Source organism: Rhizobium sp. P43 (assembly GCF_056730705.1).
The window spans coordinates 3,240,654-3,263,016 of record NZ_CM161539.1 but is presented as its reverse complement, the minus strand read 5'-3'; the positions used below and the strand labels follow the sequence as shown (position 1 = coordinate 3,263,016).

The 22,363-nt window shown below is 62.0% G+C and carries 22 protein-coding genes and 1 riboswitch; of the genes, 8 read left to right on the top strand and 14 right to left on the bottom strand.

Annotation, left to right across the window (positions count from 1 at the left end):
• Nucleotides 1-48: 48 nt before the first annotated feature.
• A complete protein-coding gene (gene cysK / locus AC1PUL_RS16300) occupies nt 49-1,017 on the bottom strand; it encodes a cysteine synthase A (RefSeq protein WP_480465163.1) in 969 nt (322 codons plus the stop codon).
• Nucleotides 1,018-1,162: 145 nt separating this feature from the next.
• Nucleotides 1,163-1,780, bottom strand: a complete 618-nt coding sequence (locus AC1PUL_RS16295) for a LysE family translocator (RefSeq protein ID WP_480465162.1) — start codon at nt 1,778-1,780, stop codon at nt 1,163-1,165.
• Nucleotides 1,781-1,916: 136 nt separating this feature from the next.
• On the opposite strand from AC1PUL_RS16295, the gene AC1PUL_RS16290 reads away from it, so the two are divergent.
• Nucleotides 1,917-2,534, top strand: a complete 618-nt coding sequence (locus AC1PUL_RS16290; RefSeq protein ID WP_480468607.1) for a LysE family translocator — start codon at nt 1,917-1,919, stop codon at nt 2,532-2,534.
• A gap of 12 nt (nt 2,535-2,546) precedes the next feature.
• Here AC1PUL_RS16290 and dut read toward each other — a convergent pair whose 3' ends face one another.
• On the bottom strand, nt 2,547-3,023 hold the full coding sequence (gene dut / locus AC1PUL_RS16285) for a dUTP diphosphatase (protein ID WP_480465161.1): 477 nt from the start codon (nt 3,021-3,023) through the stop codon (nt 2,547-2,549).
• An 87-nt stretch (nt 3,024-3,110) separates the two neighbouring features.
• Here dut and AC1PUL_RS16280 point away from each other — a divergent pair, with 87 nt between their 5' ends.
• Nucleotides 3,111-4,694 carry a peptide chain release factor 3 gene (locus AC1PUL_RS16280; protein ID WP_298460288.1) on the top strand — a complete coding sequence of 528 codons (1,584 nt, stop codon included), beginning with the start codon at nt 3,111-3,113 and terminating at the stop codon, nt 4,692-4,694.
• Between the two features lie 56 nt (nt 4,695-4,750).
• Here the strand turns inward: AC1PUL_RS16280 and AC1PUL_RS16275 are convergent, their stop codons facing one another.
• Nucleotides 4,751-5,425 (bottom strand): HAD-IA family hydrolase, encoded by a 675-nt coding sequence (locus AC1PUL_RS16275; protein WP_480465160.1) that lies wholly within the window; start codon nt 5,423-5,425, stop codon nt 4,751-4,753.
• 129 nt (nt 5,426-5,554) lie between these two features.
• A riboswitch (TPP riboswitch) is annotated at nt 5,555-5,651 on the top strand.
• A gap of 53 nt (nt 5,652-5,704) precedes the next feature.
• On the opposite strand from AC1PUL_RS16275, the gene thiD reads away from it, so the two are divergent.
• Nucleotides 5,705-6,532, top strand: coding sequence for a bifunctional hydroxymethylpyrimidine kinase/phosphomethylpyrimidine kinase (thiD, locus tag AC1PUL_RS16270; RefSeq protein WP_480465159.1), 828 nt, complete (start codon nt 5,705-5,707; stop codon nt 6,530-6,532).
• A gap of 81 nt (nt 6,533-6,613) precedes the next feature.
• On the opposite strand, the gene AC1PUL_RS16265 is transcribed toward thiD, so the two are convergent.
• The gene (locus AC1PUL_RS16265) at nt 6,614-7,525 is read right to left on the bottom strand and encodes a pirin family protein (protein ID WP_480465158.1); all 912 of its coding nucleotides are present in this window, start codon (nt 7,523-7,525) and stop codon (nt 6,614-6,616) included.
• 240 nt (nt 7,526-7,765) lie between these two features.
• On the opposite strand from AC1PUL_RS16265, the gene AC1PUL_RS16260 reads away from it, so the two are divergent.
• The gene (locus AC1PUL_RS16260; protein ID WP_480465157.1) at nt 7,766-8,593 is read left to right on the top strand and encodes a class II glutamine amidotransferase; all 828 of its coding nucleotides are present in this window, start codon (nt 7,766-7,768) and stop codon (nt 8,591-8,593) included.
• A 9-nt stretch (nt 8,594-8,602) separates the two neighbouring features.
• On the opposite strand, the gene AC1PUL_RS16255 is transcribed toward AC1PUL_RS16260, so the two are convergent.
• The 7 genes from AC1PUL_RS16255 to ubiE form a co-directional block, all read right to left on the bottom strand.
• A complete protein-coding gene (locus tag AC1PUL_RS16255; protein ID WP_480465156.1) occupies nt 8,603-8,956 on the bottom strand; it encodes an MmcQ/YjbR family DNA-binding protein in 354 nt (117 codons plus the stop codon).
• A complete protein-coding gene (gene coaBC, locus AC1PUL_RS16250) occupies nt 8,953-10,167 on the bottom strand; it encodes a bifunctional phosphopantothenoylcysteine decarboxylase/phosphopantothenate--cysteine ligase CoaBC (protein WP_480465155.1) in 1,215 nt (404 codons plus the stop codon). Before coaBC ends, AC1PUL_RS16255 begins: the two co-directional genes overlap by 4 nt.
• An 89-nt stretch (nt 10,168-10,256) precedes the next feature.
• Nucleotides 10,257-11,297, bottom strand: a complete 1,041-nt coding sequence (locus AC1PUL_RS16245; protein ID WP_480465154.1) for a histidine kinase dimerization/phosphoacceptor domain -containing protein — start codon at nt 11,295-11,297, stop codon at nt 10,257-10,259.
• 13 nt (nt 11,298-11,310) lie between these two features.
• The gene (locus AC1PUL_RS16240; protein ID WP_480465153.1) at nt 11,311-11,748 is read right to left on the bottom strand and encodes a response regulator; all 438 of its coding nucleotides are present in this window, start codon (nt 11,746-11,748) and stop codon (nt 11,311-11,313) included.
• A 2-nt stretch (nt 11,749-11,750) separates the two neighbouring features.
• Nucleotides 11,751-13,238 (bottom strand): sensor histidine kinase, encoded by a 1,488-nt coding sequence (locus AC1PUL_RS16235; protein WP_480465152.1) that lies wholly within the window; start codon nt 13,236-13,238, stop codon nt 11,751-11,753.
• A gap of 108 nt (nt 13,239-13,346) precedes the next feature.
• The gene (gene ubiB / locus AC1PUL_RS16230) at nt 13,347-14,921 is read right to left on the bottom strand and encodes a 2-polyprenylphenol 6-hydroxylase (RefSeq protein WP_480465151.1); all 1,575 of its coding nucleotides are present in this window, start codon (nt 14,919-14,921) and stop codon (nt 13,347-13,349) included.
• 5 nt (nt 14,922-14,926) lie between these two features.
• Complete coding sequence (ubiE, locus tag AC1PUL_RS16225; RefSeq protein ID WP_480465150.1) at nt 14,927-15,703, bottom strand: bifunctional demethylmenaquinone methyltransferase/2-methoxy-6-polyprenyl-1,4-benzoquinol methylase UbiE; 777 nt, start codon at nt 15,701-15,703, stop codon at nt 14,927-14,929.
• Nucleotides 15,704-15,840: 137 nt separating this feature from the next.
• Between ubiE and mutM the strand changes: the two genes are divergently transcribed.
• From mutM to dnaA, 4 genes are all read left to right on the top strand, one after another.
• The gene (mutM, locus tag AC1PUL_RS16220; RefSeq protein WP_480465149.1) at nt 15,841-16,731 is read left to right on the top strand and encodes a bifunctional DNA-formamidopyrimidine glycosylase/DNA-(apurinic or apyrimidinic site) lyase; all 891 of its coding nucleotides are present in this window, start codon (nt 15,841-15,843) and stop codon (nt 16,729-16,731) included.
• Between the two features lie 30 nt (nt 16,732-16,761).
• Nucleotides 16,762-17,535 carry an enoyl-CoA hydratase gene (locus AC1PUL_RS16215; protein WP_480465148.1) on the top strand — a complete coding sequence of 258 codons (774 nt, stop codon included), beginning with the start codon at nt 16,762-16,764 and terminating at the stop codon, nt 17,533-17,535.
• Nucleotides 17,536-17,725: 190 nt separating this feature from the next.
• Nucleotides 17,726-17,992 (top strand): 30S ribosomal protein S20, encoded by a 267-nt coding sequence (rpsT, locus tag AC1PUL_RS16210; protein WP_185808078.1) that lies wholly within the window; start codon nt 17,726-17,728, stop codon nt 17,990-17,992.
• A gap of 812 nt (nt 17,993-18,804) precedes the next feature.
• On the top strand, nt 18,805-20,355 hold the full coding sequence (gene dnaA, locus AC1PUL_RS16205) for a chromosomal replication initiator protein DnaA (protein ID WP_480465147.1): 1,551 nt from the start codon (nt 18,805-18,807) through the stop codon (nt 20,353-20,355).
• Between the two features lie 75 nt (nt 20,356-20,430).
• Here dnaA and AC1PUL_RS16200 read toward each other — a convergent pair whose 3' ends face one another.
• Both AC1PUL_RS16200 and hemW read right to left on the bottom strand, forming a co-directional pair.
• Nucleotides 20,431-21,168, bottom strand: a complete 738-nt coding sequence (locus tag AC1PUL_RS16200; protein ID WP_480465146.1) for a class I SAM-dependent methyltransferase — start codon at nt 21,166-21,168, stop codon at nt 20,431-20,433.
• A 13-nt stretch (nt 21,169-21,181) separates the two neighbouring features.
• A complete protein-coding gene (hemW, locus tag AC1PUL_RS16195) occupies nt 21,182-22,363 on the bottom strand; it encodes a radical SAM family heme chaperone HemW (protein WP_480465145.1) in 1,182 nt (393 codons plus the stop codon).

Genomic DNA, 22,363 nt, shown 5'->3' with positions numbered 1-22,363 from the left:
TGCAATCGGGAGCGGAAGCGCCGGGAGTGATCCGGCGCCTCCTTTGCGTCACTCGCCGAGGCCGGCAAACAGCGCCGTCGAGAGATAACGCTCGGCGAAGGAGGGGATGATCACGACGATCGTCTTGCCGGCATTTTCCTCGCGCTGGCCAAGCTTGATCGCGGCGGCCAGGGCCGCACCCGAGGAAATGCCGACCGGAACGCCCTCAAGGCGGGCAACGAGACGGGCGTGCTCGAAGGCTTCGTCATTGGTGACGGTGACGACCTCGTCATAGACATGGGTGTCGAGAATGGCGGGTGCAAAGCCGGCGCCGATGCCCTGGATCTTGTGAGGGCCGGGATTGCCGCCCGAGAGAACGGGGCTGTCGGCCGGCTCGACAGCGACGACCTTGATCTCCGGCTTGCGGCTCTTCAGCACCTGGCCGGTGCCGGTGATCGTGCCGCCGGTGCCGATCCCGGAGACGAGGATGTCGATCTTGCCCTCGGTGTCGTTCCAGATTTCTTCCGCCGTCGTCTTGCGGTGGATTTCGGGATTGGCCGGGTTTTCGAACTGCTGCGGGATGATGGCGTCGGGTGTCGTTTCGGCCAGCTCCTGCGCCTTGGCGATGGCACCCTTCATACCCTTGGCCCCTTCGGTCAGCACGAGCTCTGCGCCGAGCAGCGCCAGCATCTTGCGGCGCTCGATCGACATGGTCTCAGGCATGGTGAGGATCAGGCGATAGCCCTTGGCGGCAGCCGCGAAAGCGAGTGCAATGCCGGTGTTGCCGGAGGTCGGCTCGATCAGCGTGGTCTTGCCAGGGATGATCTTGCCCTGGGCTTCGAGGCTCTCGATCATGGCCACGCCGATGCGGTCCTTGACCGAGGCGATCGGATTGAAGAATTCGAGCTTCGCGAGCAGGTGCGCCTTCACGCCCTTTTCCTTGGCCAGCTTGTCGAGCCGCACGATCGGCGTATCGCCGATCGTCTCCGTGATCGAACCATAGATGCGTCCGCGACCGGGTTTCTTCTGCTCAGTCATGTGTTTCTCCCTGGTGATTTGGTTGAGCCGAGCTTACGCCGCAGGCTGCGTGCATGCCAGCATGCTCATGTCGCCCGACAGGCCATCCTTGGAAAAATCTGCCTTGGTCACCCGCGCGATGCTCTCTGAGGCGCCTTGGCGGCGCTCAACTGGCGCGCACCGCGATATAGGCGGCAGTGCCCGCGAGAATGCCGGCCGCGCTGCGGTTGAGCAGCTTCAGGGCTTCGGGACGCTTCAGCAATCCGCGCGCCTGGGCAGCGAGCAGGATATAGGGCAGCAGGACCGCCATCAGCACGATGAAGGTCAGACCGGCGAGCAGGATATAGTCGGCAAGCCCGATCGCCTCGAGCGGGATCAGCGTCGGCACCAGCGCGACGTAAAACAGCATGGTCTTCGGATTGCCGAGCGTCACGAGCAGTCCCGACAGGAAGGATATCCACGGGCGCATCGCCTTTTCCGCCTTGATGTCCTGGGGAACGAGCCCTGCCGTCCAGAGCTTCCAGGCGACATAGACGAGATAGGCGGCGCCAAGAAATTTCAGGATCAGGAAGGGCGTGACGAATGTCTTGGCCAGAACCGATAGCCCGAGGATGACGGCAGTCAGATAGACGAGGTCGCCGAGGATGAGCCCAAGCCCCATGAGGAAGGTTGGGCGGAACCCGGAACCCAGCGCCCGGGCCACGATCGCGGTCATGCCCGGTCCGGGAATGGCCGCCGCGATGAACAGAGCGCCGCAATAGGCAATGATGGTCGTCAGGGTCATCGGTCTCCTCCTCGCCCATTCCTAGTCCTGACGCGAAAGACTTGCAACGGTGACACGATCGCGATTGCTAGCTGCCGTCGACTGCAGCTAGGAGGCATAATTCTTTGAGGAAACAATCCCCTTGCCCAGCCCCACCATGCTCTTCGCCTTCGCCCTGATCTGCCTCGGCATGGTGCTGACGCCGGGGCCGAATATGATCTATCTCGTGTCGCGCTCGATCTGCCAGGGTCCGATGGCGGGGCTGGTTTCGCTCGGCGGTGTGGCACTCGGCTTTGTCGTCTATGTGCTTCTAACCGCCGGCGGGATCACGGTCCTGCTTTTTGCCGTTCCCTTCGCCTATGACCTGCTCAAGTTTGCCGGCGCAGTCTATCTGGCATGGCTTGCCTGGCAGTCGCTGAAGCCCGGTGGCCGCTCGCCCTTCCAGGTCCGCGACCTGCCCGCCGACAGCAGTCGTAAGCTCTTCCTGATGGGCTTCGTCACCAGCCTGCTAAACCCGAAAGTCGCCGTGCTCTATCTCTCGCTTCTGCCGCAGTTCATCGATCCTGCTGGCGGCAGCGTGCTGCTTCAGTCCCTGGTGCTCGGCTTTACCCAGATCGCCATCAGCGTGACCGTCAATGGTCTGATTGCCCTGTCCGCCGGCTCCATCGCCCTCTTCCTCGTCGGGCGCCCTTTCTGGCTCGTTGTCCAGCGCTGGCTGATGGGCACGGTCTTGGCCGCACTTGCCGTTCGCATGGTCACGGAGGCGCAGCGCTAGCCACAGCCCTCATCACACCCCCGTCGACCCAAACCCGCCGGCACCCCGCGCGGTGTCGCTTGTCTCGGTCACTTCGGCCACCTGCGCCTGCGTCACCGGCGCGATCACCATCTGGGCGATGCGCATGCCGCGGGTGATAACAAACTCCTCCTGGCCGAGGTTGATCAGCAGCACCTTCACCTCGCCGCGATAATCGCTGTCGATCGTGCCTGGCGTGTTGAGGCAGGTCACGCCGTTCTTGAAGGCAAGCCCCGAGCGTGGGCGGATCTGGGCTTCGAAGCCTTCAGGGATTTCCATGATGAAGCCTGTCGGCACCAGAGCCCTGGCACCCGGCGGAAGCGTCATCGGTTCCCCGTCGCTCACCGCAGCTCTCAGATCCATTCCCGCCGCCCCTGCTGACTCGTAGGCGGGAAGCTCAAGCCCTTCGCCATGCGGCAGGCGCTTGAGGTTGAGCACGGGACCGAGGATGTCGGAACGGATTGCGGCCATGGCGGATTTCCTTTGTTGCCCGCGCTCAATTGCATATTGGCCCTCGAAACGCTAGATAACCGCCCGACTAGAAGGAATTCCAGAGATATGGCTGAAACGCTCGCCGAGGCGGTCTCCCGCCGCCGCACCTTTGCTATTATCGCGCACCCGGACGCGGGTAAGACGACGCTCACCGAAAAGCTGCTGCTGTTCGGTGGCGCCATCCAGCTTGCCGGTGAAGTCAAGGCGAAGAAGGATCGCATTCAGACCCGGTCGGACTGGATGAAGATCGAGCGCGAGCGCGGCATTTCGGTCGTCACCTCGGTCATGACCTTCGAATATGAAGGCAATGTCTTCAACATCCTCGACACGCCCGGCCACGAAGACTTCGCCGACGACACCTATCGCACGCTCACAGCGGTGGACGCGGCCGTCATGGTCATCGATGCCGCCAAGGGTATCGAGCCGCGCACGCTGAAGCTGTTCGAAGTCTGCCGCATGCGCGACATCCCGATCATCACCTTCGTCAACAAGATGGACCGCGAAAGCCGCGATCCCTTCGAGATCCTCGACGAAGTGGAAGAAAAGCTGGCGCTCGACACCGCCCCGATCACCTGGCCGGTCGGCCGCTCCAAGACCTTTTGCGGCTCTTATCATCTCGCCAACAACACCTATCGTGGCGGCGATGCGCAGGTTGAGCCGGTCAAGGTCAATGGCCCGCAGAGTGTCGCGGAAAACCTGCCCGAAAACGAACGCCAGGCCTTCATCGACGAGCTGGAGCTCGCCCGCGAGGCCTGCCGGCCCTTCGATCGCCAGAGCTTCCTCGAAGGCCATATGACGCCCGTCTTCTTCGGCTCGGCGCTGCGCAATTTCGGTGTTCGTGACCTGATCAATGCGTTGGGCGCCTATGCGCCCCCGCCGCGCGACCAGGTGGCCGATACCCGCACCGTGCATGCGGCGGAAGAAAAGATGACGGCCTTCGTCTTCAAGATCCAGGCCAATATGGACCCGAACCACCGCGACCGCATCGCCTTTGCCCGCATCTGCTCCGGCAAGCTTGAGCGCGGCATGAAGGCCCGCCTTGCCCGCACCGGCAAGCAGATGGGCCTGACCGCACCGCAGTTCTTCTTTGCCTCGCAGCGTCAGCTGGCGGATACGGCCTATGCCGGTGATGTCGTTGGCATCCCGAACCACGGGACACTCAGGATCGGCGATACGCTGACCGAAGGCGAAAACCTCGTCTTTCAGGGCGTCCCGAACTTCTCGCCGGAAATCCTGCGCCGTGTGCGGCTGGAAGATGCGATGAAGGCGAAGAAGCTGAAGGAAGCGCTGCAGCAGATGGCCGAAGAGGGCGTCGTGCAGCTCTTCTCGCCGGAAGACGGCTCGCCAGCCATCGTCGGCGTCGTCGGCGCGCTGCAGCTCGACGTGTTGAAGGAACGCCTCCAGGGCGAATACGGCCTGCCGGTCTCCTTCGAAATGTCGCGCTTCTCCGTCTGCCGCTGGATTTCGGCCGAGAACAAGGATGATCTGGAAAAGTTCATGACCCAGCGCCGTGGCGACATCTGCCGCGATCTCGACGGCGACCCCGTCTTCATGGCCCAGGACCAGTTCTCTCTGCGTTATGAATCTGAGCGGTACCCGGCGATCAAGATGGTCGCCATCAAGGAATATCACGTCGCCAAGGCGGCGTGAGGCCTGGCGGGCGGTGGCGGATTTACCGCCGCCCCTGCAAAGCCTGACGTGTGTGGTTATTCTGCCGGTCTGATCCAAAGCGCCTGCGCGGACGTGAACTCGACCCGCAGGCGCTCATAGCTTGAAATCGTCGGATGATCAGTCTTAAGCGGATGCGTATGGGTCGCGGTAATCACCGCGACATCGGCGCCCGCTGCTTCTCCGGCCTTCACACCAGCTAGCACATCTTCGAACACCAGGCAGCGGGACGGATCGACACCCAGTCGCTCGGCGCCGAGCCGGTAGCCGGCCGGATCCGGTTTGCCGACTTTCACATCCTCGGCTGTCACGATCTTGACCGGCTGCGGCAGGCCGGCCGCCCCGATGCGGGCACGCGCAAGCGCCGACGGTGCAGATGTCACGATCGCCCAGCGCTCCGCCGGTAGGCTGTTCAGAAAGGCGATTGCGCCCGGGATCGGCACAATGCCGTCGAGATCCTCGATCTCGCCGCGCTCTATCTCCAGCGCTTCCTTGACCACATCGATGCCAGGCAGGTTCAGTGCGCTGATCGTGTCGATCCCCCGCTTGCCATGCATGGTCGGCAGGAAGGCTTGCAGATCAAGGCCATGCTTGAGAGCCCAGCGGCTCCAGACGCGTTCGGCGGCGGCGATGGAGTTGAGCAACGTGCCGTCCATGTCGAAGAGGAAGGCGTCATAGGCGCGATCAAAGAGCCGGTCGGGGGCGTGATGCAAGGTCTTGGGTCCTCTCTGTCGGTCGCGTCGTCACGGTCCCCTAACCCCTCTTGCAGAGGGCTGCAAACACTTAATCGGGAGTGCGGCCGATGGCAGGTGACAGGCCCTCCGCTCTCGCCTAATCTCCCGGCCATGAGACAGGGGCGTCCGGTGCAAGCCGGGCTGAGAAGTACCCTTTGAACCTGAACCAGATCATGCTGGCGGAGGGAGTCGATTGGGTGCCATGTCGGGCTTTCCGCGTCTGCCCAGTCGCTTCTCCGCCAGAAGGGAGAAGCAGCCATGACATCCACCTCCATCCGCAACGTGCTCTCGATCGCCGGCTCGGACCCGTCCGGCGGCGCCGGCATCCAGGCCGACCTCAAGGCTTTCTCGGCCCGGGGCTGCTACGGTATGGCGGTCATCACGGCGCTCACGGCGCAAAATACAAGGGGCGTCTCGGCGGTCGTGCCGCTCGATCCGGATTTCGTTGCCGAGCAGATCCGCATGGTCTTTGCCGATATCAGGGTCGATGCCGTGAAGATTGGCATAATCGCCAATGCCGGGATTGCCTCAGCCGTGGCGGAGGCGCTGAAGCCGCATCGTGGCATTCCCGTGGTTCTCGACCCGGTGATGATCGCCAAGGGTGGGGCCTCGCTTCTCGATCCCGATGCTGTCGAGGCGTTGACCTTACAACTCCTGCCGCTGGCGACCCTGCTCACCCCGAACCTGCCGGAGGCTGCGGCCCTGCTCGGCGACCCGGAAGCATCGGACCGTCGCATCATGGAATCTCAGGCCGTCCGGCTGACAGCGCTCGGCCCGAAGGCCGTGCTGGTCAAGGGCGGACATCTCTCCGGAGCAGAAAGCCCGGATGTGTTGGTTGCGGATGGACAGGTCAGCTGGTTCGAGGCCCGCCGCGTCGAGACGTCCAACACCCACGGAACCGGCTGCTCGCTGTCGAGCGCCCTGGCGGCGGAGCTTGCGAAGGGCAGGCAGCCGCAGGAAGCGGTCAGTATCGCAAAGGCCTGGCTGGCTGAGGCTGTTGCGGCCTCCGGCAGGCTGACGGTCGGATCGGGACACGGCCCGGTGCACCACTTCCATGCCATGTGGGCGGAGCCCGCGCTTTCGTGATGCCAAAGGCGGAGAAGTGCAGACAAAAAAGAAAACCCGGCGCTGGAGACGCCGGGTTGAAGTGAACTTGACTGCGTGGGATTAATGATCGGCCTTGATAAAGGTTCCGTTCTGCAACTCCTTCATCGCCTGCATCAGCTCTTCGCGTGTGTTCATGACGATCGGACCATGCCAGGCGACCGGCTCCTTGATCGGCTTGCCGGTGACGAGCAGGAAGCGGATGCCCTTGTCGCCGGCCTGCACGGTAATCTCGTCGCCGGTGTCGAAAACGACCAGCGTCCGGTTGCCGGAAAGGTCGCGGATGTTCAGCTCCTCGCCCATGTATTCCTTCTCGACCTTCACGCCGAAGGGCTTGGAGGCATCGCGGAACGAGCCGGAGCCGGCAAAGATATAGGCGAAGGCCGAGCGATAGGTGTCGACCGGGAAGGTCTTGCGCTTACCCGGCGGCACCGAGATGTCGAGATAGACGGGCTCGGCGGCAATGCCGTCGACCGGGCCGCTCTTGCCCCAGAAGTCGCCGCAGATGACGCGCACGGCGGTGCCGTCGTCATCGATGACAATGGGGATGTCGGCAGACTTGATGTCCTGGTAACGCGGCTTGGTCATCTTCAGCGAAGACGGCAGGTTGGCCCACAGCTGGAAGCCGTGCATCCGGCCGGCGAAATCACCCTTCGGCATTTCCTGGTGCAGGATGCCGCTGCCGGCGGTCATCCATTGCAGGTCGCCGGCACCCAGCATGCCGTAATTGCCGAGACTGTCGCCATGTTCGACGGTGCCGGCCAGCACATAGGTGATCGTCTCGATGCCGCGATGCGGATGCCAGGGAAAGCCGCGCAGATAGTCGCTCGGCTCGTCATTACGAAAGTCGTCCATCATCAGGAAGGGATCGGTCATCGAGGGATCGCCGAAACCGAAGACGCGGTGCAGCTTCACGCCCGCGCCCTCCATGGTCGGCGTGGCGCGGCTCTCATGCTTGACGGGACGGATGGACATCAGGGGATCTCCTTGGGTCGAGTGACTTGCTTGCCCGGGAATATATGCGAGCGGTCGCTGCCGCGCAGGTGGGGCTGTCAGAACGCAGTGTTCACATTTGCGCCAATCCGGCGCGCAAGAAATGTTGCACTGCCCGACAAAATTTTGTCATGAATGGGCTCATGTTTGCAAATCATTAGTCTATCGGGCGAAGACTGTTGAAGATCAGCAATCGGTTCGATTGAACTGGGGCAAAATCATATGTGTCGTTGGGTGGCTTACCGCGGTGTTCCGATCTTCCTGGAAGAACTTGTCACCTCGCCTGCGCATTCCCTGATCGAGCAATCCCATTGTGCGACCCGCGCCAAGACGGCGACCAACGGCGATGGCTTCGGTCTCGCCTGGTATGGTGACCGTCCCGAGCCCGGCCGCTTCCGCGATGTTCTGCCCGCCTGGTCTGACTGCAATCTGAAAAGCCTCGCAAGCCAGATCCGCTCGCCACTCTTCCTCGCCCATGTCCGCGCCGCTACCCATGGCGCGACCCGCCGCGACAACTGCCATCCCTTCGTGCAGGGCACCTGGTCCTTCATGCACAATGGCCAGATCGACAATTTCGACCGCATCCGCCGACCCATGGAAGGCATGCTGGACGACGAGCATTTCCATGCCCGTGTCGGCACGACCGACAGCGAGCTGCTGTTCCTGCTGGCGCTGCAGTTCGGTCTGCGCGAACGACCGCTGGCGGCGATGAGCGAGGCTGTGGGTTTCGTCGAGCAGATCAGCCTGCATCTGACCGGTTCGGCGCGCATCCGCATGACGGCGGCCTTCTCCGACGGAAAGACGCTGTATGCCGTGCGCTACTCGACGGATGAACACGCGCCGACGCTGTTTGCGGCACCCATGGGCCCGAAGGGCAGCTTCTGCCTCGTCTCAGAGCCGCTGAACGACGAGACGGACACCTGGGTGGAGATCCCCGCAGGCAGCGCGGTGATCCTCAGCGAAAAGGGGCTGGACGCAGCCGAGTTCAAGCCCGAGGTTGATCGAATGCGGGTCGAACAGGTGCGTCAGCCAGCCTTGGCTGCGGTCTGAGCAAGCTTCCTAATCAGCGATTCCGAGTTCAGCACGCAGCTTGCGTGTCAGAGAAGCACTGACTGTGCGATAAGAGCGCGTGAGATATTCCTGCAGATCGGCCTGGCCAAGTTCACTGTTGGGCTCGACGGTCACCCATTTGCGCTTGGCGAAATAGGGGGCCTGCGAAACGCCCGCAAGTGACGTCAGGATCTCGAAGCTTTCTTCACTGACCTTGAAGCAAAGGCGTTTTTCACTGTCGGTCAGCAGTGCGAAGACCTTATTCCCCACCTTGGCGACACGGGCGTCCCACTGATCGACGAGCGTGGTGCCGGCGAACTCCCGGACGAAAGCATCGAAGCTGGAGCGTTCAAACAGGCTCATGCGCCGGTTCCGCCCATCTGTGTCGCGATCCAGAGCGCCAGCCGCTCGGCCACCTCGTCCTTGGAAAGGTCCGGCCAGGCTTCGATGCCGTCGCGGGAAATCAGCTTCACCCGGTTGCGGTCGCCGCCCATGATTCCGGTCTCCGGCGAGACGTCATTGGCTACGATCAGGTCGGCGCCCTTGCGATCGAGCTTTGTCCGGCCGTTCTGCTCGACATTTTCAGTCTCGGCGGCAAAACCGACGACGAGACGCGGACGCTCAGCATGATGACCCACGGTTTTCAGAATGTCGGGGTTTTCAGTCAGATGTAATGGTGCCGGGGCTTCGCCGGGCTGTTTCTTGATCTTCTGTTCCGCCGATGAGGCGACCCGCCAGTCTGCGACCGCGGCGACCATGACCGCAATATCGGCAGGAAGTGCAGAAAGAACCGCATCGCGCATCTCCTCGGCCCGCTCCACATGCTGCGTGTTCACACCGGCTGGATCGGCAATCGTCACGGGGCCGGAGACCAGCGTCACATCAGCGCCGAGCCGCGCAAGGGCGGCTGCGATCGCATGGCCCTGCTTGCCCGATGAGCGGTTGGCGATGTAGCGCACCGGATCGATCGGTTCATGCGTCGGCCCCGAGGTCACAATCGCCTTCATCCCGGCCAGCGGCTTGGGTCCGGAGAGTATGTCTTCGACGCGCGCGGCAATCTCCAGCGGCTCGGCCATGCGTCCGCGCCCGCGTTCACCACTTTCGGCCATCTCGCCTTCCATCGGTCCGATGGCATGAATGCCGTCGCGCTGGAGCACGGCGAAGTTACGCTGGGTGGCTGGATGCGCCCACATTTTGGGGTTCATGGCCGGCGCAATCAGCACGGGCCGGTCCGTCGCCAGAAGCACGGTCGATGCCAAATCGTCTGCAAGCCCGTTCGCCATCTTCGCCATCAGATCGGCGGTGGCAGGGGCGACCAGCACCAGGTCACATTCCCGCGCCAGCCGGATATGGCCGACATCCTGCTCGTCCTCGCGGGAAAAGAGCTCGGTATAGACATGGCTTGCGGAGAGCGCGCCCACCGCAAGCGGCGTTACGAATTCCTGCGCCCCGCGCGTCATGATCGGCCGCACGCACGCGCCGCGTTCCCGAAGCCTGCGGATGAGGTCGAGGCTCTTGTAGGCGGCGATGCCACCCGCGATGACAAGCAAAATGCGCTTTCCGGCCAAGCTCATGAAGTACAACCCTTTCTCTGCGGCCGCGACCCTAGCGCAATTCCGGTCGCTGGCAAATCATCGAGACGGGGACTGGTAAACGGCCTGGGTCAGATCTCGCTATCGAGCTTGAGCGGGACCTCAGCGACGGTACCTTGCGTGCCTTCGAGATAGCGCAAGCCTTCGCCCAGCGTCGAGGCCATGGATTTGACGATCCGGCTCCCGAGGCCGGTCCCCTTTGGCGCACCCTGCGGATCGATGCCTACGCCGTCATCCTCGACCTGAAGAACGGCTTCGCCGTCATCGGTTGTCCTGAGGGATACTCGGATGTCGCCGGCCTGACCCGGCGCATAGGCATATTTGAAGGCATTGGTCACGAGTTCAGTGACGATCATGCCGACCGAAACCGCCTTGTCGGCGCTGAGGGAGATCGGATCGGCATCAAACAGCAGACGCACCGGCCTTTCGGCACTGTGCAGCGAGCTGGAGAGCTCGGCGGTGAGACGGTTGAGATAACGGTCGAGCTCCACACGACTGACGTCGTCGGAGGTGTAGAGACTGCGATGCATGCCAGCGATCGCCGTGATGCGAGCCTGGGTCTCCGCCAGTTCCGCCTTCACTTCGTCGCTTCGGGCGCCGGAGATCTGTAGCCTCAACAGGCTTGCCACCAGAGCCAGCGAATTTGCGACGCGGTGGTTCACCTCGGCCAGCAGCGCCTCAGCCCGCTCCTTGCCGAGCCGGATTTCCTCATCGGCACGGGCCTTCGCCGCCCGCAACTGGGCATTGGCAACGGTCTGCTCGATCGCACTGGACAAGAGCGACAGGAAATCGTCGCTGACCGTCTTGATGACGTAATCGGCAGCACCCGCCTTGATCGCCTCAATCGCCACCTGCGCCTCATTGGAACCGGTCACATAGACAACGGGAACGTCGATCTCTGCCTCGCGCATCCGCGCCATCACGTCATGGCCGGTGGTCTGGCGCAGGTAATGATCGAGCACCACGACATGGAACTCTGCCGTTTTCAGGAGATCGAGTGCGTCCTCGGCGGTCTCGGCATGCGACACCGCGTGGCCAAGCCGTGCCATATGCTTTTGCACCAGCCGGGCTATGGCGGCATCGTCGTCGATATAGAGAACGGTGAAGCTCATCGCCCTGTCGCCGTCAGGGGATCTGCATGACGGAAAAGAACAGTCCGAGCTGGCGAATGGCATTGGCGAAATTGTCGTAATCGACAGGTTTGGTAATATAGACATTGGCCCCGAGATCGTAGCAGCGCTGGATTTCGCGTTCGTCATCCGTGGTGGTCAGGATGACGACCGGGAGCCGTCGCGTGTGCGGATTGGATTTAATCTGATCAAGAATATCGGTGCCCGACATGTCGGGCAGATTGAGGTCGAGCAGGATCAGCAGATAGCGGTCTTCTGAAACCTTGCCGCTGCGATCCTTGCCCAGCACGTAGTCGAGGGCATCCGTGCCGTTGGTGAACGGCACAATCTCGTTGCTGACGCCGGCGCGGCGCACGTTCTTTTCGATCAGACGAGCATGTCCCTCGTCGTCTTCGACCATGATGATGGTGACTTCTTTACCCACGGCTTTCATATTCAACTCCGTACCAGGCGTGACAAATCTGATGGCAGTCGCAGTACGAAGGTCGATCCCTCTCCCAAACGGGATCTAACGGTGATCTCCCCTCCAAGGTTCCGTGCCAGCGAGCGGACATGGGCGAGCCCAATACCTTCGCCCGACTGATCTTGCTGACCGGAGCGGCGGAAGAGCTCAAAGACGCGTTCGTGGTCCTGTTCTGCAATACCTCGGCCGTTGTCCTCGACCTCGATCCGCACCATGTGACGCCCTTCGGGCGCGGTGCGGACAGCCAGAGTCAGGGGCCGGTGGGGATCTTTGTATTTGATCGCATTGTCGAAGAGATTGCCGAGGATCTGTTCGACCGAGAGACGATCCGCGTTCAGCCGTGGCGCCTTGATGTCGAGATGGATTTGCCCGTCGCTTTCGCTGATCTGGTGATAGACGCTGTTGGTGATGGTCTCCAGCAGGGGCTGCAACTCGACGATTTCAGGCTTCAACTGACGTCGCCCGTCCCGCGAAATCTTCAGGATCGCATTGATCAGACCATCCATCTTCTTGGTGGAGGAGCGGATGAAGCCGATCGCCTCCGGCAGATCTTCCGAAGCGGCCAGGCGCGCCTCGCGGATCTCGTCCTCCGACACAGGCTTGCCGTCGTTCAGCACATAAGCCTGCAAGGCTTTTAGAGAGGCATCCAGCTCTGCAGTAAAACCCATGATGTTGACGAGCGGCGCTCTCAGATCATGCGTGACGATATAGGCAAAACGCTGGATTTCCTGGTTCGCCTGCATCAGATCTTCGGTGCGTTCGGCCACGCGGGCCTCAAGGCCCTGGTTCAACACCTCCACCTCGCGCTGAGAGGCTGCAAGCGCCCGCACATGCTGGGCCACGACAAGGATGGCGCCACTCATGACGGCGATGATGGCAATGCCACCACCTACCGTGATCCACTGGAGCTGCTGTGACGCGCTGATCTGCGCCTCGGTGCCTCGCTCAACATTCGCGTCTGAGAGTTCCTTGAACTGATCGAGCGTGGCACGAATGTCGTCCATCAAAGCGCGACCAATATCGCTTTGAATCAACGCGATGGCCTGATCCTGCTCGCCGCTGCCCACGAGATTGATCGCCTGACCCATTTCGGAAAGCTTGCTGCGGATGAGGTCCTGCAATCGGCCCATCTGCGCTGCCTTGGCGGGGCGCTCGGCTACTCCAGCCGCGAGCCTATCCACTTCTTCACGGATTTCGCCGACGGCGGCTTCATAGGGTTCAAGGAACAACTCGTTGCGCGTGATGACGAAGCCGCGCTGACCCGTTTCGGCGTCCGTCAGCTTCTGCATCAGATCGGCTGCCATGCGCCGGATGGTGCGCTCTTCCAGGATGTAATCGAAAGTCGCACGTGTCCGCTCGACGAGCCCGAAGGTCGCGACGATGATGCCGACGAGGATCGCGGTGCCGACCAGGAGGAAGAGCAGCGTGGACCGGACGAAGCCGGTTTGGGTGGCAGACATATCACTCCAGACGGAACAAAAAGCGCGTGTTGTCGTTCAAACGCGGCGTCTGCTGGTTTGTTCCATCAAAAGATCCGGAGAATTAGATTTCTCGCTGACCTGGTGTGACTAAGAAATCTGGAAGGCGATGACCACGGCTGCCGCAGCAATCACCCAGAGCGCCACCCGGCCAAGCCGCGTGTGCCGGGCTTCAGCCCGCCCGATCCGCTCGGCGGTGTCGGCATCGAAGCGCAGGCCTTCCTCGCTCATGCGCATGATCTCGCCATGCAGCTTCTCGGTCTTGGCGGCGATCTCCGGCAGGGCTTCGGCGAGCCGGAGTGCCGCTCGGGCGCCATCCTTGAGATCGGCTGCAATCCGCTTCGGTCCAAGATTGTCGCGGATCCAATTCGAAACGACCGGCTCGGCGGCTTTCCACATGTTGAAGCGTGGATTGAGAATGCGCGAAACACCCTCGACGACCACCATCGTCTTCTGCAGCATCACCAGTTCCGGGCGCGTCTGCATGTCGAAGATCTCGGTGACTTCGAACAGCAGCGTCAGCAGCTTGCCCATGGAAATGGTCTCGGCCGGCTGCCCGTGGATCGGCTCGCCGATCGCGCGGATCGCCTGGGCGAAGCTCGCGACATTGTGGTGCGACGGCACGTAGCCGGCTTCGAAATGCACTTCGGCCACCCGCATGTAGTCGCGCGTGATGAAGCCGTATAGGATCTCTGCCAGGAAGCGGCGTTCTTTCTTGCCGAGCCGTCCGGCAATGCCCATGTCGACCGCTACGATCATGCCTGAGGCATCGACGAAGAGATTGCCCGGATGCATGTCGGCATGGAAGAAGCCGTCGCGCAGCGTATGGCGCAGGAAGGACTGGATCAGCGTGTCGGCCAGCGCATTGAGATCGTGGCCGGCAGCCTTGAGACCCTCGACGTCGGACATCTTGATGCCGTCGATCCATTCCATGGTGACGACGTCGCGGCCCGTACGCTCCCAGTCGACCTGCGGCACGCGAAAGCCGGGATCATCCTTGGTATTCTCCGCGATCTCCGACAGGGCGGCTGCTTCGAGCCTGAGGTCCATCTCGACCTTGGTGGTTTGCTCCAGCGTCTTGGTCACTTCGACCGGACGCAGGCGCCGCGTATGCGGCAGGAAGCGTTCCTGCAGGTGCGACACGAGATACATGGCCTCGAGATCGGCGGCAAAGCGCTTGCGCACGCCGGGACGGATCACCTTGACGGCAACCTTGCGGCGGCCCTCGGCCGTCTCGACCTCCGCCGGATGGACCTGCGCGATCGAGGCAGCGGCGATCGGTTCGCCGAAATGGGCGTAGAGCTCTTCCACTGAGCGGCCGAGTGACTCACGGATCGTCGTCTTGGAGGCCTCCGTCGGGAAGAAGTCCATCCGGTCCTGCAGACCGGCGAGATCCTCGGCGAAATCCGCGCCGACCACATCGGGCCGAGTCGCCAGGAACTGCCCGATCTTGACATAAGACGGTCCGAGACGGGCGACAGCACGGGCCAGCCGATCCGAGCGCTCGGCAGATTTGGCCCGGCTGCGCGCCAGCGGTGCAATCGCAGCCTTGGCGATCCCGACCAGCGGCGGCAGTCCTTCGGACGGAAGGGCCGCAACAACGCCTTCGCGCACCAGCACCCAGCCGACCCGCGCCAGGCGGAAATATGCCCCGAGCGTGCTCATCCCGGTCAGATCTTCCAGCCGGAATGCAGCGTCGCGATGCCGCCGGTGTAATTGGTGTAGCGGACGTTGGAGAAACCGGCACGCTCGATCATTCGCGCGAAATCCGGCTGGTTGGGGAACTTGCGGATCGATTCCACCAGATACTGATAGGGCTCCGCGTCACCGGTGATCATCTTGCCGAAGCGAGGGATCGCATTGAACGACCAGGCATCATAGACCTTGTCGAGCAGCGGCAGTTCGACTTCGGAAAACTCCAGCACGAGCAGACGTCCGCCACGCTTCAGAACGCGGAAGGCTTCCGACAGCGCCACATCGATATGCGGCACGTTGCGGATGCCGAAGGCGATCGTATAGGCGTCGAACGTGCTGTCGTCGAAGGGCAGGCTTTCGGCATTCGCCTCGACGAAGGTGAGGTTGGGCGAAAGGCCCTTCTTCTCCGCCCGCTCGGCACCGACGCCGAGCATCGAGCCGTTGATGTCGAGCACGGTGGCATGGGCCATCCGACTGGAGGCCTCGACGATGCGAAACGCGATATCGCCGGTGCCGCCGGCAACATCGAGCACCTTGTAGTTGGGATCCTTGCGCGGATTGAGCGACGCCACCATCGCATCCTTCCAGACGCGGTGCAGACCGGCCGACATCACGTCGTTCATGATGTCGTAGCGCTTGGCGACCTTATGGAAGACGTCGTTGACGAGGCCCTGCTTTTCCTGCTCGTCGACCTGGCGGAAGCCGTAGGAGGTTTCCATGCCGCCATCGGCGGAAATGCGGCTTGCAGTCATCGGTTCACTCCACATATCGGAACGGTCGGCAGACCATAGCGAAAAGGCCTGTCCCGCGCTATCTGCGGAGAGGAAGCCTTGGCTTCGCTGGTCTATAGACCTTTAAAGAAGCTGTTCAAACAGAAAGATGGGCTGAAATGCCGGAATTGCCAGAGGTTGAGACAGTCAGACGCGGGCTGGCACCCGCCATGGAAGGGGCGAGATTGCAGCGCCTGGAGCTGCGCCGCCCGGACTTGCGCTTTCCCCTGCCGCGCGATTTTGCCGCAAGGGTCGAAGGCCGCCGCATTGTCGCTCTGTCCCGTCGGGCAAAATACCTGCTTGTCGATCTCGAGGACGACCTCACGGTGATTGCCCATCTCGGCATGTCCGGCTCCTTCCGCATCGAGGCGGGGGAGGGGACCAACTTGCCAGGCGTCTTTCATCACGAGCGCAGCAAGGATGAAAAGCACGACCACGTCGTCTTTCATCTCGAGCGTTCGGAAGGCCCGGTTCGTGTGGTTTATAATGACCCGCGCCGTTTCGGCTTCATGGATCTGATGGCGCGCTCGGAGCTCGACACTTATCCGGCGTTCCGGGATCTCGGGCCGGAACCCGTCGGCAATATCCTCTCGGCCGACTATCTCGCGAGCCGTTTTGCCGGCCGCAGCCAGCCGCTGAAGGGCGCGCTGCTGGACCAGAAGGTCATCGCCGGTCTCGGCAACATCTATGTCTGCGAGGCGCTCTGGCGCTCCCATCTCTCGCCCACCCGCAAGGTCTCGACCTTGGTCACGCCGAAGGGCAAGCCGAAGGCGGAGCTTGCGCTTCTCACCCAGTCGATCCGCGAGGTGATCGCAGATGCGATCGAGGCCGGCGGCTCGTCGCTGCGCGACCATATCCAGGCCGACGGCACGCTGGGCTACTTCCAGCATTCCTTCCGCACCTACGACCGCGAGGGCAAGCCCTGCCTCACGGATGGTTGCGGGGGAACCGTCGAAAGGATAGTTCAATCCGGCCGCTCGACATTCTATTGTCGTCACTGCCAGAAATAAGGCCCGTGGGGCCGCGCTAGGGAGGAAACCATGACCTATGAAACCCTGCTGATCGAACGGCGTGACCGCGTCGCGCTTGTGACGCTCAACCGGCCGCAGGCGCTGAACGCGCTGAACTCCGCTGTCATGCGCGAACTCCGCCAGCTCCTGGCCGAGCTGCAGGCCGATGCCGCCGTCGGCGCCGTCGTACTCACGGGCTCCGAAAAGGCCTTTGCCGCCGGGGCTGATATCAAGGAAATGCAGTCGCTCGATTTCGTCGATGCCTATACCGGCGACTTTATCAGCGGCTGGGACGAAATCGCCGGCTTCCGCAAGCCCTTCATTGCCGCCGTCTCCGGTTTCGCACTTGGCGGAGGCTGCGAGCTTGCGATGATGTGCGACTTCATCATCGCCTCGAAGACCGCGAAGTTCGGCCAGCCGGAGATCACGCTCGGCGTCATCCCCGGCATGGGTGGCTCCCAGCGGCTGACACGCGCCGTCGGCAAGGCCAAGGCCATGGATCTTTGCCTGACTGGCCGCATGATGGATGCGACTGAGGCCGAGAGCGCAGGTCTCGTGGCGCGGGTCGTCGAGCCGGAGCGCCTGATCGACGAGGCCCTCGAAGCCGCCGCCAAGATCGCCTCCTTCTCGCTGCCTTCAGTGTTGATGGCGAAGGAAGCCGTCAACCGCGCCTTCGAACAGACTTTGAGCGAAGGCTTGCGGTTCGAGCGGCGGCTGTTTCACTCGCTCTTTGCGACCGAGGACCAGAAGGAAGGCATGGCCGCTTTTGTGGAAAAGCGGAAGCCCGCCTTCAAGAACAGATAAGCGCGACGAGGGACGCGTTATCTGCAGAATCCGCGTTGACGCATCCCTGCTTTCCCGCTATATGCCCGCCCACGGTTGGGAAAGCCATTGGGCTTTTCCATGAAACAGCTCCCCAAGTGCTGAATGGTGCGGTTGCTCTGACCCGACGCGGCGATGGTGGGCTTTGGTTTGAATTCGAAGAGAGGCATCCATGGCCAACACAACTTCGGCGAAGAAGGCGACCCGCAAGATCGCTCGCCGCACTGCAGTCAACAAGGCTCGCCGTTCGCGGGTCCGTGGTTTCATCCGCAAGGTCGAAGAAGCAATCGCTTCTGGTGACGCAGCGGTCGCCAAGGACGCCCTCAAGGCTGCTCAGCCGGAGATCCAGCGCGCCGCCACCAAGGGCGTTGTTCACGCCAACACGGCATCGCGCAAGATCTCGCGTCTGGCCGCTCGTGTGAAGGCCCTGGCCGTCTAAATTTAGACACCTTTATGACATTTTTCGAAGAGCCTGGCGTTTCGCCGGGCTTTTTGGCGTTGTGCCCGTAAGATACCTCGATGCGATGTTTTAGAGCCTCCTGATGGCTTGTTAGGTGTCAGTCTGGTGACATAAAAAACACAATAAATACAAATACTTCAGCGAGGTATCCCGACTGAAACCCCCTTTACCCTAGGGGAAGTTGCCCCCCTCGCGAGTCAAGAGAAATTTTATTTTTTCGCGTCTTTCCCGTCCCTCTTTGTGCCTGTTTGGGAATCTCCTTGATTCAAAAGCGTTTCTTTTTCGCCCGAATATGACGCGAAAATGAACTACGAAGAGTCAATGGCTCATCGGCACGCCAGGCCAAAAATCGGTGTTGATCTTGGCTTTTGATCCTGCCTTAATGTTTCTCAGCAAGGGGCCAGCCAATGGCCAGAAACGACGGTCCGAAGGGCAGAAATGCAGTCGAGACTGATCGCTCTTGCCAAAGCGGGGTGTTTCAACTCCGTTTTCTCATAAAGTGATCGACATTGCATCGGAAGCTTGGCTGTTTCCGCGTGGTGGCGGTTTTGCATCTTGAGAGTGGCCGCAGGTCACGATCAGAGCATGAGTGCGCGGCATGACGAGGATGCTGCATGTGGGGCACTGCCGTCGGCGTGAGGGACGACGGAAAGTTGAGCCGGCTTTTTGGCTGGAGGCGGCACACTGTGTTCGGGGACCGTCGATCCCGCGAGGGATCGACTAGAGATGAAGCGGCTGTCGGACGGCACGAGAAACGCCCGGCACCTGGAATGAATTTGGAAGGCGGCAACATGCATATGAACTCTATGACGGCCGGTGCGTTGGCGAACGGGGACAATGCACATTCGGCGCTCGGCGCCGCATGCTCCGAAGGAGCAGGAGAGAACGCCGAAATGACTCACACTGATCTCTTCGACCGTTTCAGCAAGCGGCTGAAGGCGCAGGTTGGGGCGGACGTATACCAGAGCTGGTTCGCCCGCCTGAAGCTCCACTCCGCATCCAAGAGTGTTGTTCGACTGACTGTTCCCACAACGTTTTTGAAGTCCTGGATCAACAACCGCTATCTGGATTTGATCACGTCGATCTTCCAGGCTGAGGACCCTTCTGTCCTCAAGGTCGAAATCATGGTGCGCACCGCAAGCCGCAGCACCCGTGGCCCAGCCGCAGAAGACCGTTCGGTCGGCGTCGAGCAGGCGCAGCCGGCATCGATCCGCAAGACCGGTCCGCAGACCGTCGGCCAGATCGCCTCTTCGCAGACCCATGCGCCGTCGAGCACCCGCGCTACACCCGCAGGTCCGCTTTTCGGCTCCCCGCTCGACAGCCGCTACACCTTTGATGGTTTCGTCGAAGGCGCGTCCAACCGCGTGGCGCTGGCCGCCGCCAAGACCATTGCAGAGGCTGGCGCTGGCGCCGTACGCTTCAACCCGCTGTTCATCCACTCCTCGGTCGGTCTCGGCAAGACGCATCTGTTGCAGGCGATCGCCAATGCCGCGATCCAGAGCCCGCGCGCACCGCGCGTCGTCTATCTGACCGCCGAATACTTCATGTGGCGCTTCGCAACCGCGATCCGCGACAACGACGCCCTGACGCTGAAGGACTCGCTGCGCAACATCGACCTCCTGATCATCGACGACATGCAGTTCCTGCAGGGTAAGATGATCCAGCATGAGTTCTGCCATCTCCTGAACATGCTGCTCGATAGCGCCAAGCAGGTTGTCGTTGCTGCAGACCGTGCGCCCTGGGAACTGGAATCGCTCGATCCGCGCGTTCGCTCGCGTCTGCAGGGTGGCGTTGCCATCGAAATGGAGGCGCCTGATTACGAGATGCGCCTCGACATGATGAAGTCGCGCCTGGAGGCCGCCCGCAAGGACGATCCGTCGATCGACATTCCGGCCGAAATCCTCGAGCATGTCGCCCGCAATATCACGAGCAGTGGCCGTGACCTGGAAGGCGCCTTCAACCAGTTGCTCTTCCGTCGCTCCTTCGAGCCGAACCTGTCGATCGAGCGTGTCGACGAACTGTTGGCCCATCTCGTTGGCGCTGGCGATCAGAAGCGCGTGCGCATCGAAGACATCCAGCGTGTCGTCGCCCGTCACTACAACGTGTCGCGTCAGGAGCTCGTCTCCAACCGCCGCACCCGCGTCATCGTCAAGCCGCGCCAGATCGCCATGTATCTGTCGAAGACGCTCACCCCGCGTTCCTTCCCGGAAATCGGCCGTCGCTTCGGCGGTCGCGACCACACGACGGTCCTTCATGCGGTCCGCAAGATCGAGGAACTGATCGCCGCCGACCAGAAGCTGTCGCAGGAAATCGAACTGCTGCGCCGCCTGATCAACGAGTAAGCGGCCCGCCGCAAAGATAGAGGCCACCGCGATCCCAAAGGGCTCGCGGTGGCCTTTTCGTATCCGACAGTCGGTTCAGGACCGCGCGATCACGATGATTTCGGGACTGGTGTCCGAATAGGGTGTGCGATCCCACCAGCCGAGCAGCTCGACCTCGTGGAAGCCCGCTGCCGCAAGCAGGCTCTGGATTGTTTCGACCTTTGCAAACCTCAGCCGGCTCTCGCTGATCAGCGTCTCGCCCGTGGCTTCGATCGAGAAGACTGCGTCAAAGGTCACGTGCTCGACCTCAACAGTCTTGATCTGATAGAAAACCTCAACAGACCCGACTGCGTCGATGGCCCGTCGTTCGCGCGTCTTTGCTTGCGTCCAGCCTTCCCAGGCCTTGGTCAGCGGATTGCGGCTTTCGAGGATCACTCTGCCGCCTGGCTTCATATGCCGATGAATGTTGCGCAAGGCGGCAAGCGTCTCGGCATCGTCGACAAACACCTGGAAGACATGGCCCGTCATGATGGCGAGATCGAAACGATCAGGGAGTGAAAACTCTGCGGCAGGAGCCTGGACCCACTCGACCCGACCTTGTCCGTCCTTCATCCGAGCCATCTGCAGCATGCCGTCTGCCGGATCGACACCGGTCACCTGGTGTCCGCGTTTCGCCAGACGCATCGTCACCGACCCCGTGCCGCAGCCGATATCGAGCACGCGGCAGGGCGCCTTGGCGAAATTCTCGTAGAAATCGCCGTCTTCGCCATGATGGTTGAACGCATCGTAGAGACGGGCCATGTCGAAGCGGGAAAAGGCGGCATCGACTGGCATCGTTTCCAACTCCTCAGCAGGCGAGATCTGCGACGACAGCGTCGAGGATCAGCATGCCCGGCGGCGTGCAGCGCAGCCGCGAATTGCCGAGCCGCTCGATAAAGCCCTGTTCGAGCAGGAACTGCTCCTTGTCCGGATCGGGATCGCGGCCGGACAACTGCTGCCAGCGGGCGAGATCGACGCCTTCGCGTAGGCGAAGCCCCATCAGCAGAAGTTCATCCGCCTGGGCCTCGTGATCAAGCTCTTCGCGTTCGATGATGCCATGACCATTCTGCTCGACGGCGGAAAGCCAGGTCTCCGGATGACGTTCGGCGACGGTTGCGATCTTGCTCCGTCCTTGCGTCAGCCGTCCATGGGCGCCGGGACCAATACCGGCATAGTCGCCATAGCGCCAATAGGTCAGGTTATGCCGGCTCTCGGCGCCTGGGCGTGCGTGGTTGGAAACCTCGTAGGCCGGAAGCCCTTCGCGGGCGGTGATCTCCTGCGTCGCCTCGTAAAGCGTTGCGGCGTGATCATCGTCGGGCACGATCAGCTTGCCGGCCTTGTGCAGGCCGTAGAAGGCGGTGCCTTCCTCGATCGTCAGCTGGTAGAGCGACAGATGATCAACCGCATAGGAGATCGCCTCCTTCAATTCGCGCTCCCAGGCCTCGACCGTCTGGTTCGGGCGGGCGTAGATCAGGTCGAAGGACATGCGCGGGAAGATCTCGCGCGCCAGCTTGATGGCTTTCAGCGCGTCTGCCACGTCATGCAGGCGGCCGAGAAAGCGCAGGTCCGGATCGTTCAGCGCTTGCACCCCGAGCGAAACACGGTTGACCCCGGCGGCCCGGTAGCCATGGAATCGCGTCGCCTCGACGCTCGAAGGATTGGCCTCCATGGTGATCTCTATGCCGTCGGGCATGTGCCAGTTGGCAGCGATCCCGTCCAGGATTGCGCCAACGGTGGAGGGGTCCATCAGCGACGGTGTGCCGCCACCCATGAACACGCTGGTGACCGTCTTCGGGCCGGATAGCGCACGCACGGCCTTGAGTTCGGCGAGGAAGGCCGAAACGAAGCGCGCCTGGTCCACCGGCTGGTGACGCACATGGCTGTTGAAGTCGCAGTAAGGGCATTTGGCCGCGCAGAAGGGCCAGTGCACATAGACGCCGAAGCCGGGTTCACCGGTATCGGGCAGCAGCGTGAAGGACCGGTCGGTCAA

Coding starts and splice junctions, on each gene's coding strand:
- AC1PUL_RS16265 (WP_480465158.1), bottom strand. CDS start 7,525: ATGTCCATCCGTCCCGTCAAGCATGAGAGCCGCGCCACGCCGACCATG.
- cysK (WP_480465163.1), bottom strand. CDS start 1,017: ATGACTGAGCAGAAGAAACCCGGTCGCGGACGCATCTATGGTTCGATC.
- AC1PUL_RS16245 (WP_480465154.1), bottom strand. CDS start 11,297: ATGAGCTTCACCGTTCTCTATATCGACGACGATGCCGCCATAGCCCGG.
- AC1PUL_RS16235 (WP_480465152.1), bottom strand. CDS start 13,238: ATGTCTGCCACCCAAACCGGCTTCGTCCGGTCCACGCTGCTCTTCCTC.
- AC1PUL_RS16255 (WP_480465156.1), bottom strand. CDS start 8,956: ATGAGCCTGTTTGAACGCTCCAGCTTCGATGCTTTCGTCCGGGAGTTC.
- mutM (WP_480465149.1), top strand. CDS start 15,841: ATGCCGGAATTGCCAGAGGTTGAGACAGTCAGACGCGGGCTGGCACCC.
- AC1PUL_RS16215 (WP_480465148.1), top strand. CDS start 16,762: ATGACCTATGAAACCCTGCTGATCGAACGGCGTGACCGCGTCGCGCTT.
- dut (WP_480465161.1), bottom strand. CDS start 3,023: ATGGCCGCAATCCGTTCCGACATCCTCGGTCCCGTGCTCAACCTCAAG.
- AC1PUL_RS16260 (WP_480465157.1), top strand. CDS start 7,766: ATGTGTCGTTGGGTGGCTTACCGCGGTGTTCCGATCTTCCTGGAAGAA.
- AC1PUL_RS16295 (WP_480465162.1), bottom strand. CDS start 1,780: ATGACCCTGACGACCATCATTGCCTATTGCGGCGCTCTGTTCATCGCG.
- AC1PUL_RS16240 (WP_480465153.1), bottom strand. CDS start 11,748: ATGAAAGCCGTGGGTAAAGAAGTCACCATCATCATGGTCGAAGACGAC.
- ubiB (WP_480465151.1), bottom strand. CDS start 14,921: ATGAGCACGCTCGGGGCATATTTCCGCCTGGCGCGGGTCGGCTGGGTG.
- rpsT (WP_185808078.1), top strand. CDS start 17,726: ATGGCCAACACAACTTCGGCGAAGAAGGCGACCCGCAAGATCGCTCGC.
- AC1PUL_RS16200 (WP_480465146.1), bottom strand. CDS start 21,168: ATGCCAGTCGATGCCGCCTTTTCCCGCTTCGACATGGCCCGTCTCTAC.
- AC1PUL_RS16290 (WP_480468607.1), top strand. CDS start 1,917: ATGCTCTTCGCCTTCGCCCTGATCTGCCTCGGCATGGTGCTGACGCCG.
- coaBC (WP_480465155.1), bottom strand. CDS start 10,167: ATGAGCTTGGCCGGAAAGCGCATTTTGCTTGTCATCGCGGGTGGCATC.
- thiD (WP_480465159.1), top strand. CDS start 5,705: ATGACATCCACCTCCATCCGCAACGTGCTCTCGATCGCCGGCTCGGAC.
- dnaA (WP_480465147.1), top strand. CDS start 18,805: ATGCATATGAACTCTATGACGGCCGGTGCGTTGGCGAACGGGGACAAT.
- ubiE (WP_480465150.1), bottom strand. CDS start 15,703: ATGACTGCAAGCCGCATTTCCGCCGATGGCGGCATGGAAACCTCCTAC.
- AC1PUL_RS16280 (WP_298460288.1), top strand. CDS start 3,111: ATGGCTGAAACGCTCGCCGAGGCGGTCTCCCGCCGCCGCACCTTTGCT.